This is a genomic window from Pseudomonas peli, assembly GCF_050563605.1.
GTDB lineage: Bacteria > Pseudomonadota > Gammaproteobacteria > Pseudomonadales > Pseudomonadaceae > Aquipseudomonas > Aquipseudomonas peli_A.
The window spans coordinates 88,287-101,541 of sequence record NZ_JBNXUH010000011.1; the positions used below are offsets into that span (position 1 = coordinate 88,287).

The window sequence follows — 13,255 nt, forward strand, 5'->3', positions numbered from 1 at the left end:
TCAGTTGCCGCCTTTTCCAAAAACCTGTTTGAAAGTCAGCAGAATGATCTGGATATCCTTGAACAGGGAAGCCTGTTGCGCATATTGCAGATCCAGTTCCTTGCGCTGAGTCTCGTTAGCGGCTGAACGCAGCGTTGCCTGAGCGAGACCGGTGATGCCAGGCCGGACGCTGTTGCGTAGTTGCCATTCAGCCTCAGTGTAAAGCGCGCGTTGCGCGGGGACGTCAGGGCGTGGTCCGACCACGCTCATCGAGCCACACAATACGTTGAACAACTGAGGTAATTCATCAATGCTGGTCCGCCGGATAAATCGCCCTACCTTGGTAATACGTGGATCACCATCAGCAGTGGAGTAGCCCCCCAATCTTTCGGCGTCTATCACCATGCTACGGAATTTATAGATAAAGAAATCCCGGCCGCCACGACCAACACGCCGCTGCTTGAATAGCACAGGTCCAAAATCAGAAAGATAGATAGCGACGGCAACTCCAATCAGGATTGGTGAAAAAACCATGATTGCAATAAGTGAGCTGAGGAAATCAAAAAATCGCTTCATTTCATGCCACGCTATTTCTGGGAGGCCGCATTATATAGAGACCTGCCGTGACGCTGATGACAAATGTTAGACCTGCCAATCCCAGGCGCCATATAGGCAAAGAGCCAACCCATTCGGGTTCAGCCGGCGTCAAAAAGACAACATCGACAAGCACGCCAACTAAAACGACAGCCCCGATGGCAGCTGCACTGCGCAAAATGGCATATGACATACCCCAGCATTGCCTGAGCCCCCTCAACCCCGCAGCTCGAATGAGGCTGATAGCGAACATCACGTGAAAAACAGGCAAGGCCCACATCAGGATCACAGGCTCTTTCAGCCAAAGCCCGGGAATGCAGAGCACCGGGAGAAACAACATGGTAATGACGGTACGCCGCAAGACCAATCCCGGCTGCCTTTGCGCATTCAGAGCGGCAGCAGCAAGGCTCGAGACGCCGACCCAGGGCACACTAAACAGAGCGATCTGGGTCAAAACTGTAATGTGCAGAAGGCCTGAAACCCCTACCCGACCAGCACCGAAAAGTATGAAAATCGCAGCGTCGATAAATGGGAAACCGCACAAGACGACAGCTATCGATAATACCAATGATCGCTGCAAAGACGTGTTCAAAAGCGCCTCAAAGGCGCCTTTTTCTTGCCGGTCATAGGATTCACACAGGCGAGGAAAGGCGACCGTGGCGAGGGTCGTGATGAGAATACCAAGCGGCAACTCGACCAACTTGATCGCATAGTTAAAAGCGGCTAGCTCGCCCTCGCCCAACCAGGAGGCCCCCGCACGTAAAATTACCGGCACCAAGACCAGCAATGAGGCTGAAGCAAGCCCTGCAAAAAAGCCACGAAGCAGGTGGCGATCAATCAGCCATCTGTGAGCACCTGCCTGCTCGTCAGTTAGGCGCTTGGTGTTGAGCGCCAGCAGCTGGCTAACCCAGCGCACTATCGCACCACAGATAATACCGACGCACAGCCAGGCTAGATATCGCTCCCCCTCGACCATGGCAAATACAAGCCCGCCAATGATACTGAGGTTGAATATCAACGTGCCGCAGCCCGCTACAAAGAAATGGTCCTTTGCATTCAGTGCTGCCGAGCTGACACCGGAAAGCGCAGTCAGGGGGATAGCGGCTGCGACGATATAAATCATCCAGCCATCAAGCCATCGCAGCGGATTGAGCATGCCGGGTGCAAGCAGCCATAACCAAGCTGCCGGCATCAATACGAACAGGACCGCAAGTGCAGCGAATATGCTACCCACTACCAGAGAGGCCTGCAAAAACAAGGCTGCAGCCTTGTCGGCAGTAGTCGATTTCAATGCTGGAATCAGCGCGACGCCTATTCCCCCCGACAACAGGAGGTTGACAAGAAGATCAGGCACAGTGAGAAGAATGATCGCGATATCCGCCTCAGCAGATAAGCCCAGCGATGAAGCGAGTAGAACTTCCCGGCCGAACCCTGCCAACCTCCCACCCATCAGAGCCAGACTCAAGAATAGTCCGGCACCAAGCAGACTCCGCTGCCCCTGGGTCATCATTACACCTTACGCGCCTTTATCGAGCCCACGATCACCTGCACATTCTTTTGAACGTCCCGATGGGCGGCCTGTAATTCCTCTGGACTACACAATGTACTATGCCGAAATGCCTCACGAAGTTTGAGAATCTCAGAGGAAAAATCCATTTGCTCCTTTATCTCAATGACGGATGAGGCCTGGCGATGGAAGGATCTAGACAGAATCGCAGCCGTCGAGCCGAGGCGTGCATGCTCGGCCAGCAACAGCTCTGCGGGCAGCAGCCCTTCGCCTACACGGGCGATACCACCAATACCAAAGGGTACTCCACTAGCACACAGTATCGCAGCCATGTCATCGACCAGCCCACTGGCCAGGGGCTCGAACATGAAGTCAAGTCCAAGCTCCAGATGGAGGTCATTGAGGCCAATATGCACCTCATTGACACCAGGTATCTCCAGGCACTCCTTTAAAACGGCAACTGCAGCCACGGTTTCGACAAGGAGATTGCAACGCACGCGCCCACCCACAGCCGCCGTGAACAACCTCACTTCGCTGGCACTCCGAAACATTGGCAGCATGAGAATATCAGCGCCCGCCGCAATCGCTTGCTCAATCTCTGCCTCGCTGCCTTCGTGAATTGGGTTGATCCGAACAAGCAACCGCCCCTCCGGCACGGACGACCTTATCCGTCGGACATCATCTAGGGTATGCCTGCTGATTACCGTATTAAGGTGCCCTTGACGCAAATCCTTACCAAGAATTTCGGTGTCGACGAATATACGGTCCACACCGCTATCGATGGCAAACCTCGCCAATTCGGAGCAATTGGTAATCATGAAAAACTTTATCGCGGGATTCGTCATCAAGTTTTTATACTTCAAGAGAATAATTAGATAGGAAATAAAAATCTAAAAAACTGGAGACACTCTAAAGCAACCATAATAAATTAGAAACCTCAACCACAACTGGATTTTAGAATGAAAGATCACTCAGAAATCATTCAACACAGACAAAACCCCAATCCTTTTAGCTATCACTCGTGGCCATCTCCCGTATTCAGCTGCACATCTCATGCATTCGTAAGGAAATATCAAAACACTACCCAAGCATTTCACAGAGTAAACAACATCATCTGCATCATATTTTCATTACCTGCGAAACACACAATGCTGACTTCCATCTTAGCTCTAATGCATCCCTGGATCACATTTTCTGCTCTTAATTCTTGGTGGAGTTGAACAAACAAATCAAAACGTGGCGTCAATGATAGTAACCCGACCTACCAACAGATCTGACCTGCCCCAAGGTAAGCGTTGCTCTCGCCCAGAATATCAATAGCAGCCCGTGCTTCTCCAGCAGGAGCTGAAAAGTAAAGAGCCGTGGTTCGCTAGGCACAAATTCAAGCACAACTCAGAAAGCTGGTACATGATGCTAGGGATGGTCTGAAGTAGCCACGTATTTCAGGCTGACTTCAGCCTCCGCTGATTTTGAAAGCCGCAGATCGATCAAAAACGATCAGATCACCCGCTCACGTTATTCGTTTTGGCCGCCGCAAGCACCTCGCAGCGGCTACTTTCCATATTACAGGCGCACCTCTCCCGTATTGGTCAATAAGTGCCGGCGTGCCATCCATAGGTTCGACAAGGCAAACAGCGTCACCAGTTGCGCGGTGTTCTTTGCCAGGCCACGGAAGCGCGTCTTCACATAACCGAATTGACGTTTGATCACCCCGAACGGGGGCTCGACCTTGGCTCGCACCTGAGCCCTGGCCTTCTCGATCTTGCGCTTGGCTTTGTACAGCGCGCTGCGCTTACTCAATTTTTTGTACGTACTGCGGCGGGCTGCGACCTGTCAGATCACCTCCTGACCTTTATGTTCCGAGCGTTTCTCTATGCCGGTGTAACCCGCGCCGGCACCAACCATGTTCTCCTCGCCGTGCAGCAACTTATCGACCTAGGTAACGCCTGCAACATTAGCTGCCGTGCCGACCACGCTGTGGACTAAACCTGATTCGTCATCGGCGCCAATGTGGGCCTTCATGCCGAAGTAATACTGGTTGCCCTTCATGGTCTGGTGCATTTCCGGGTCACGCTTGCCTTCCTTGTTCTTGGTCGAACTCGGCGCATTGATCAACGTCACATCGACGATGGTGCCTTGGCGCAGCGATAGACCTCGGTCGCCCAGATAACCATTGATGACAGCCAGAATGCCCGCAGCCAGTTCGTGTTTCTCCAGTAGCCGGCGGAAGTTGAGGATGGTGGTCTCGTACAGAGCCTCCTCCATCGCCGGGTCGCTGTAGCCGAACCAGTTCAGCATCAAATAAACCCGCAAAATCGCCATCAGCGGATAGGCTGGCCGACCACCTTCACCCTTGGGGTAATGCGGATCGATCAAGGCAATCAAGCCCTTCCACGGCACCACCCGATCCATTTCGATCAGGAACAGCTCTATTGCGGGTTTGCTTGCGCTGCCGGCTTACTCGGCGTCGGCGAAGGTCATCTGCTTCATTGGAAAACTCGGCGGGTGGAATCCGGATATTTTGCCAAAATCAGGAAGTCTTCTTCAGAGTTTCCTTAATCCTCAACCCAGTACTACATGAAGCGCAGTAGTTTTAATAAACACAATACGCAGAAAGCAAAAAGTCCGGTTAATAACCGGACTTAATTAAACAACTAAACGCGTCAGTTAGTACTCAACTTGTCGCGATTCTTCTCCAACGTTGCCTCACCAATACCTTTGACTTCCAGCAACTCATCCACAGAAGCAAAGTCGCCATGCTCATCACGATAAGCAACAATCGCCTGCGCCTTGACCTCACCAACCCCCAACAACTCACGTTGCAGGGTGGCAGCATCAGCTGTATTGAGATTGACCTTACCGACCGGAGCCACTTCCGCAGTTTCAACAACAGGTACTAGCTGAGTCTGCGTTTCAGCGGCGACAACCGCCAAGGAAATTGAAGTAAGAACAGCGAACAACAGAGAAGACAGTTTGGCTTTTAGTATGCTGTGCATCCTTTCGTTAGTTTTCATCAATGTGGGGGTTCCTCTCCACGATCTGAAAACCAGCTGCAGCCATATACTTGTCAAACGACTCCACGCATAACTTAAGGATGGTTTGAAGTAGCCGGTATTTCTGGCCAACTTCAGCTTTCACCGATTTTGAAAGCCGTCAACCGATCAAAAACGATCAGATTATCTGCTCATTTAGAGAGTTCTGAAAAAGCCCGAGCCTTACGAAATGGCAGCTCTGTAGGTCCCATGTTTACTGGCCTACAGTTTTCGAAGGCGGATTTTTTCAGACCGTCTTTAGTGGAATAACTCTATGGCTACAAACGGCGTTTCATGTGTACCCAATCAACAATCTCACCATCCGGCTTGTAACCACTCACCGCCTCACGCAGCAACTGACGCACTCGCTCATAATCATCGCGCTCCACCGCGGCCATCAACTCGGCCAATACCACCTTGAAACGTTCCCAAGGCCAATACTCTTCATTGGCGCGCATGATCATCGGATGCTCGGTCGGGCTGACGTTGTCACCGATCAGCAGCTCCTCATACAACTTCTCGCCAGGGCGCAGGCCGGTGAACTCGATAGCAATATCGCCATGTGGGTTCTTATCCGAACGCACGCTTAAACCACTAAGGTGAATCATCTTTTCTGCCAAGACGGCAATCTTCACCGGCTGCCCCATATCCAGCACAAACACATCCCCGCCCTGCCCCATGGCACCAGCCTGAATCACTAGCTGGGCCGCCTCAGGGATGGTCATAAAGTAACGGGTGATATTCGGGTGAGTTACGGTGACAGGCCCGCCCTTGCGGATCTGCTCATGGAACAGCGGAATCACCGAGCCGGAAGAACCCAGCACATTACCGAAACGCACCATGGTGAAACGAGTCTTATTGACGTGGTACACAGACTCATCGTCGCGGAACAGTAGAGGGGCAGACTCACGGCTCAGTGCCTGCAACACCATCTCCGCCAAGCGCTTGGTGCTACCCATCACATTGGTCGGGCGCACCGCTTTGTCGGTGGAAATCAGCACAAAATGCTCAACCCCTGCCTTTACAGCCGCCTGCGCAGTAAAGGTAGAACCCAGCACATTATTCAGCACACCTTCGGCAATATTGTGCTCAACCATAGGAACGTGCTTGTAAGCAGCCGCGTGATAGACCGTATTGACGCTCCAGGTTCGCATCACATCCAACAAGCGCCCGGCATTGCGGATCGACCCAAGGATCGGCACCAATCGAACAGGCAGCGACTCACGACGAATGCGCTGCTCCAGCTCGCGGTGAATACTGTAGAGATTGAATTCGCTGTGCTCGAACAGCAGCAAGGTAGTAGGCCCAGTCGCAACTATCTGACGACACAACTCAGAACCAATGGAGCCGCCAGCCCCAGTCACCATCACCACTTGGCCACGGATACAACGCTCAAACAAAGCCTGCTGCGGCGGAACCGCATCACGACCGAGCAAGTCGGCGATATCCACTTCTTGCACATCATCGACCTTGACCCGGCCACTGGCCAAATCCATAAAGCCGGGAATGCTACGCACATGCAGTGGGTAAGGCTCCAACAACCCCAGTACTTCACGACGTCGTGCACGGCTAGCCGAAGGAATTGCTAGCAGTATTTCGTCGGCACCTGTCTCATTGATCATCTGCTGAATGTGCTTGGGCGTATAAACACGCAGCCCGGCAATCACTCGGGTGGCAATATCGGAATCATCATCGATAAAAGCCACCGGCCGCATCCCTCGTCCCAACCGCAACGCAGCGACCAATTGGTTGCCAGCTGCGCCAGCACCATACACCGCTACTTTCGGTAAACCAGCATCTCGCGCGCTAAATTTGCTGGGCTGTTCGGAGGAGTACCAGCCGCCCATAAAATACTGGCGCATCAACAGGCGTAAGCCACCAATCATCACCAGGCTCAACCACCAGTAGTTGAATACCATGGAGCGGGGAATAACCTTGGGGGCACCCTGATTCCAATAAACACACAATGCCAGGAGCAAGGCAGAGATACTGATGGCTTTAACAATAGCGAGCAAAGCATCATTGCCGAAGTAGCGCACCACCGCCCGATACATACCAAACCGAACAAACAGGGGAATAGCTATCAGTGGGGCCAAAACAAAAAGCCAGGCATGCCCGGCAAAGGGCTCAATGTTGTTTGAATGGCCCAAGCGCACGACAAATGCCAGCCACAGCGCTATCCATACCAGTGCTATGTCCACGATTACCTGAATCAGTCGTTTGTAGCGTCGCGGCAACATCACCAGACGAGTACGCAGCTTTTCAGCAAGTCTTAACACAAAGCACCCTCAACATTTAAAGCTTATCGATCCATTCGATCAGCCAGCAATTTTCCAAGTAAAAACAGCCCTTGACTTGGTCTTGTCGCCTACCGCCTTGGTTGAGTGATCAGAGAAAGTTGCGATTATGGTCGCAGCGCCTTTCTTTACATAATTGACGACGAATTGACCTGGCACTTCCTTGCGGATACGGCGTGTATAACCCTGCTTCGCCAGGCTAGCAAATACTGCGCCCTCAACCCCCATCATGCCGTCCGTGGAATGCACGATATAGCGATCAAACTCGCCTTTTACATTCTGAACTAACTGATATTGGAAAATGCGCCCGTTGAAGGACACCTCAATGCCTTCCGGAAACATAACCTTATTTTTAACCAGTACAGTACCTGCAACGGGCTCTAGGCTAGGAGCTGCCCCAGAGGGGGACGAAGCAGGCTCGCAGCCAGACAGCAATGCAGCACAAACAGCAACTGCGAAAATAAATCCCTTCACACAACCTCCCAAAGAAAATTAGCCGAGTTTCCTTACAGCTCCCTGCCATGCATATGGTCAGGGGGATGCACATACAACATGTTGGTCTGACGCTTTTATCGAGCGGAAGCAACCATCACGTCAGCCAGCACCTGACAGGTCTTATCGATCTCTAGTGCAGTTAACGTGGGATGAACGAGAAACATTAGGCTGGTCTCGCCCAGCTCTCTAGCGGTGGGTAAGGGCTCATCTGGGCGCCAGTTGGTGTTATCGAAGGCCTTTTCCAGATACACCTCGGAGCAAGAACCAGAGAAGCAGGGCACCCCGTGAGCCACGATCTCGCTAAGAATACGGTCACGACTCCAACCCTCTTTCAACTGGGCAGGTTCGACGAAGACATAACACTTATAAGCGGCATGAGTAATAGCATCAGGCACTTGTGCAACTCGCAAACCCGGTAGCTTCTGAGCAGTCGACCAAATGCGCTCTGCATTGGCTAAGCGCCTCGCCTGCCAATCGCTCATACGCTGCAACTGGATTCGGCCGATGGCCCCCTGCACTTCCATCATCCGCCAGTTGGTACCAAAACTTTCATGCAGCCAACGAAAACCTGGGGCATGCTGCCGCTCATATACGGCCTCCCAGCTTTTACCGTGATCCTTAAACGACCACATTTTGGACCACAGCTCACGATCATTGGTCGTCACCATGCCACCCTCACCAGCAGTGGTCATGATCTTGTCCTGGCAAAAAGACCAAGCGCTAACATGACCAATAGACCCCACCGGCTTACCTTTGTATCGTGCGCCATGCGCTTGGGCGCAATCCTCGATTACCTTCAGGCCATGCTCTTCACCCAGCGCCATGATCGGGTCCATGTCGCAAGGCCAGCCGGCCAGATGCACGCAGATCACCGCACGGGTACGTGGTGTAAGCACAGCACGGATTGTATCGGCGGTGATGTTCTGCGAATCGCGATCCACATCGGCAAATACAGGAATGGCGCCCGCAGTGACTATTGACGAAGCGGAAGCAAGAAAAGTCCGAGAAGTAACTACTACTTCATCCCCAGGACCAATACCCAGAGCTTTCAGCGCCAAATCCAGTGCAACAGTTCCATTCGAAAGGGCAATGGCATATTCGGTGCCGGCCCAAATCGCGAACTCCTTCTCGAATTCACGACACTCCTGACCTGTCCAGTAGTTAACCTTGTTGGAAAGTATTACGTTACGAGCTGCCTCAGCCTCTTCATCAGTGAAGCTCGGCCAAGGGGAAAAAGAAGTACCTAACATACGCCCTGTGTTTACCTCATCCTAATTGCAGGAACGCCAGCAACAGTGGCGTTATCCTCGACATCCTTAACCACCACAGCGCCCGCGGCGACCATAACATTGGCACCGATACAGATTTGCTGACGGATCGAAGCCCCAATACCAACCCAACTGCCCTCGCCTACCACCACCTCTCCGGCCAAGCGCGTACCTGGCGAGATATGCACCCCATCAGCCAGAACGCAATCATGGTCGATGCTGGCCCCGGTATTGACGATGCAGGCCAACCCAACCCGAGCCGCCGCATTGATGACAGCGCTGGGCATGATAACCGATCCCGCCTCCACCCGCGCATAGCGACTGACACAGGCCGACGGATGAGTCAGCGTGACCAGATTCGCTCCTTCGTCACGCAATGAACGACTACACGCAAGACGTATTGCATTGTTACCAACCGCGACCACCACCCCCTCGAAACGCCCCAGTTGTGCAATCAAGTCCTGATAGCAACCCAACACAGGCCAAGTCAGATTAATGAACCCCAGCGGCTTGCTGTCGTCGAAGAAGGCAACCTCCCAGCCACAGCATTCGGCGATATCGGCGACAACCTTACCGTGGCCACTAGCTCCAAGAATGGCCAGTTTTTTCACTCTTTGTTCCCCTCAAAACGTACCGAAGTAGCATGTTCGTCAGTCGTGATGCCTTCGCGCTTGAAGACTTTGGCCACCGTCATCCACAAAATCTTCATATCTAACCAAAACGACTGATTTTCCACATACCAAATATCGAACTCGAATTTCTCCTGCCAGCTCAGGTTATTGCGCCCATTAACCTGAGCCCAACCGGTGATACCCGGCCTTACATCATGCCTGCGCATCTGACGCTCGTTATACAAGGGTAGATAGTCCATCAACAACGGGCGCGGCCCGACCAAACTCATCTCACCTTTGAGCACATTCCACAACTGAGGCAGCTCATCGAGGCTGGAACTGCGCAGCAAACGTCCCACTCGCGTCATGCGCGCAGCATCGCCCTCGTCCAACAGCCCTTCAGGGTTTGGTTCGCGCATGGTTCTGAATTTGTAGACCGTAATTGGCCGCCCCTTGTAGCCGGGACGTTGCTGGCGAAACAATACGGGAAAACCAAGATCAAAGTACACGATAAGTACCAAGACAAAAAGCAAAGGAGCAGATAAAGAAAGAGCCAGCAATGAAAAAATAAAACAAAACGCCCTAATCATGCTACCGATCACTCAAAGTAATAACCTAAATATGACCCCGAAGAATACAATCACGTATCCTCATAACGGAATTACCATCCTTTAAAAACCCTAACTCCCCCACCGAAAGTCGCCCGCCCCCCTCATCAATTCCAGCTTTCAAATCCAGGCTCGAAGAAAATACTGTAGCAACACCTAACTCACTCAGATCGAACGGGACATCATACCCCGATGATCTATACGTATAAACCGGCCTCCCAAGACAGAATGCCTCCATACCGGTAGTGCTAAAATATGTAACCACAGCATCTGACGCATTTATATTATTATATATATCTCCTCGCCCAATAAACGCCTTACCCTCGAGAATTAACTCAGAGAGAACTTCACGATACGCGCATTCATGCGAATGACTTTCATTAGGATGCATACTAACAGCAACAACCCAGCCACCATTTGATGATGCCACAAACTTGGCCACCTCGGAAACCATCCCCTCCATAAGTAGTAAGTTATAGGGCTGAGTAGCCACGCACAAAACTCTACTATTTAAAGAAGAGGGAAACAAAACACTTCTACTTTCCGCTTTACCAACACCACGAATACTCGAAAGCTTATAATCAATTCGCGGAGAACCTACAACCAAGACCCTACTAGACTCCACACCCAAATAATCAACAAATATCCCCCTAGAAAAACTATCATTTGCTAAAACATATCTAGACAAAGGCGCTTTAAACCTCTTAGATCTAGACCACGGACCACTCTGAACCTCAAAGCTCGAAACAGACTCGAAATACATAACAAGAAACTGCGATATAGGAAGACGCCCCGGCAGAGAAACTAGAGATCTTACACGATGAACAAAAACTGAAGAGTCCAAGTCCCGCATCAGACAATAGGAATCTCTGAGCAACCTGTGCAGCGCCGCCCTCGAACTAAGAAACAAATATGCAGAAAACAGTGGGGAATCACTGCAAGCAAAAGAGAAATTACACGAAACATCATCTATTGCACGATCAAATAACTCATTAAAAGCAAGTATCTCAACATCCAAATCCGCAGAAGCTTCGGGAGACACAACAATTACGTTATCATTTTCAAACACGCAATCAGAGGTATCTGCGTACGGGCTGAGTACAATCACTTTTCGCCCGCATGATGCCAAACTATTAACAATGGGCACGGCAGCCTCACGATATTGTGAAGCCTTCAGATTTCCAGCCAACAAACAGACTTCCTGATCAAGATTTGACAGCGAATCAAAATCATATCGAGTAACCTTAGTACCTTTAAATTTTCTAAAACTACCGGAAATAATATCTTCAATATTCACCTCAGCTTCAGCAGGCACGTCATCAAAACTCAAAAATCCAGAGTCAAGAAAAGAAGTAGAGTCCAAGGCCGGCAGAAGCAATCGCGAAGACGCTAACCTATTCGGAAGCACATAAAATTGAGAAATCCCCCTGCTCAAAATGAAGCTCTTCAGAAATAAATACCCTCTAACCCAAACGACTAAACGATCCGAAATAGAAACCCTCAGCGCCGGAAGATATTTTGAAAATCTAGAAAAAAACTCTGACCCTTCAAAATTGGCAATTAATAACTTAAGGAACTCGTCAGCCGCCTCATCCGCACCACAATAAATGGCCTCATCAAGCTCAGAATCTATACCGTCAACAAACAGTACACGTACACCAGCACAAGCCAAAGCATAATCACAAGAGCCTATAAAACTTAAATAATCACTTTTACTCCGAAATATCAAAAAAATATTTTCAGCGGCTAGAACTCTAGACAAGTCTCTATATCGGCCTACACAAGAATTACTTTCAACAAAAATAAGTGTAGGCTCATGAAACGGCAAGCAGAATTCTTGCAATGAAATATTACTTATACAATATTCATTTTTTTGACAAATAGAAAATATGCGCCTGACAATAGGCTTATCATTGCTCTGCTTGTGCAAACTAAATAGATTTGCCATTTCCCCTCTAATTTTAGAGGTGGCAGCGAGCAGGGGTAAAACCCGTATCTTATTTTTTTTCAGCACCAGTACTTTTAACTTAACGACTTGATCCTTGCTCCACTCACACAGCCTTAATAGGACTACCCTTACCATCCGCTTTTTCTCAGCGACCTTCAGCAAAGATGCTTTATTTCTTTCCCGCTCGCGTAGTCGGGTTAAAGCAAGTTTCTTATTATTTTCCAGCTTCAGTGCCTTTAACTTAACGGCCTTCTCCAACTGGACTGCCCTTTCTTTCCGCCTTTTCTCAGCGGCTTTCAGCAAGGATGCTGTATTTCTTTCTCGCTCGCGTAGTCGGGTTAAAGCAAGTTTCTTATTATTTTCCAGCTTCAGTGCCTTTAACTTAACGGCCTTCTCCAACTGGACTGCCCTTTCTTTCCGCCTTTTCTCAGCGGCCTTTAGCAGTGATACTTTCTTTCTTTCTCGCTCGCGTAGTCGGGTTAAAGCAAGTTTCTTATTATTTTCCAGCTTCAGTGCCTTTAACTTAACGGCCTTCTCCAACTGGACTGCCCTTTCTTTCCCCCTTTTCTCAGCAGCCTTTAGCAGAGATACTTTCTTTCTTTCCCGCTCACGCAGCCGGATTAAAGCCAGCTCCTTATTCTTTTTCTGCGCCAGTACTTTTAACTTAATGGCCTTCTGCCTGCTCCGCTCACGACGCCTTAATAGAGCCATCCTTTTTTTAACTTGAGAGTTTCTTTTATATCTTCTAACAAAACCAACAACCCACCTCTTACATCTAGACTTATAGCTGCGAGCCCTTCGCCTTAATAAATTAAACTTTCCTTTTAGCAAGTAGGGCAACTTTAGATAAAAAAACCTTAATATCAATATAACATCCCGCTTCAACTTATACGGGAGAGCCTTTTTAAAATATAAA

General features: G+C 50.2%; 10 protein-coding genes and 1 pseudogene. All 11 read right to left on the reverse strand.

All coding sequences use genetic code 11. From position 1 onward, the window contains the following. The 11 genes and pseudogenes from ACQ4LH_RS14685 to ACQ4LH_RS14735 all read right to left on the reverse strand — a co-directional run bounded on the left by ACQ4LH_RS14685 (position 1) and on the right by ACQ4LH_RS14735 (position 13,050). Complete coding sequence (locus ACQ4LH_RS14685) at positions 1–555, reverse strand: sugar transferase (protein WP_430697828.1); 555 nt, start codon at positions 553–555, stop codon at positions 1–3. Position 556: 1 nt separating this feature from the next. Beyond that, a complete protein-coding gene (locus tag ACQ4LH_RS14690; RefSeq protein ID WP_430697829.1) occupies positions 557–2,080 on the reverse strand; it encodes a lipid II flippase MurJ in 1,524 nt (507 codons plus the stop codon). Positions 2,081–2,082: 2 nt separating this feature from the next. Continuing rightward, on the reverse strand, positions 2,083–2,928 hold the full coding sequence (locus ACQ4LH_RS14695; RefSeq protein WP_430697830.1) for a hypothetical protein: 846 nt from the start codon (positions 2,926–2,928) through the stop codon (positions 2,083–2,085). Between the two features lie 715 nt (positions 2,929–3,643). Further along, positions 3,644–4,513 (reverse strand): annotated as a pseudogene (locus ACQ4LH_RS14700) (IS5 family transposase). 230 nt (positions 4,514–4,743) lie between these two features. Continuing rightward, the gene (locus ACQ4LH_RS14705) at positions 4,744–5,067 is read right to left on the reverse strand and encodes a ComEA family DNA-binding protein (protein ID WP_430697920.1); all 324 of its coding nucleotides are present in this window, start codon (positions 5,065–5,067) and stop codon (positions 4,744–4,746) included. A gap of 323 nt (positions 5,068–5,390) precedes the next feature. Continuing rightward, the gene (locus ACQ4LH_RS14710; RefSeq protein WP_430697921.1) at positions 5,391–7,352 is read right to left on the reverse strand and encodes a polysaccharide biosynthesis protein; all 1,962 of its coding nucleotides are present in this window, start codon (positions 7,350–7,352) and stop codon (positions 5,391–5,393) included. 78 nt (positions 7,353–7,430) lie between these two features. After that, entirely contained in the window at positions 7,431–7,883 is a 453-nt protein-coding gene (locus tag ACQ4LH_RS14715) for a hypothetical protein (RefSeq protein ID WP_430697831.1), read from the reverse strand. A gap of 95 nt (positions 7,884–7,978) precedes the next feature. Next, positions 7,979–9,154 (reverse strand): DegT/DnrJ/EryC1/StrS family aminotransferase, encoded by a 1,176-nt coding sequence (locus ACQ4LH_RS14720; protein ID WP_430697832.1) that lies wholly within the window; start codon positions 9,152–9,154, stop codon positions 7,979–7,981. An 11-nt stretch (positions 9,155–9,165) separates the two neighbouring features. Further along, positions 9,166–9,783, reverse strand: a complete 618-nt coding sequence (locus ACQ4LH_RS14725; protein WP_430697833.1) for an acetyltransferase — start codon at positions 9,781–9,783, stop codon at positions 9,166–9,168. Beyond that, positions 9,780–10,373, reverse strand: coding sequence for a sugar transferase (locus ACQ4LH_RS14730; RefSeq protein ID WP_430697834.1), 594 nt, complete (start codon positions 10,371–10,373; stop codon positions 9,780–9,782). Before ACQ4LH_RS14730 ends, ACQ4LH_RS14725 begins: the two co-directional genes overlap by 4 nt. Before the next feature lie 25 nt (positions 10,374–10,398). Then, positions 10,399–13,050 (reverse strand): hypothetical protein, encoded by a 2,652-nt coding sequence (locus ACQ4LH_RS14735; RefSeq protein WP_430697835.1) that lies wholly within the window; start codon positions 13,048–13,050, stop codon positions 10,399–10,401. Positions 13,051–13,255 lie beyond the last annotated feature (205 nt).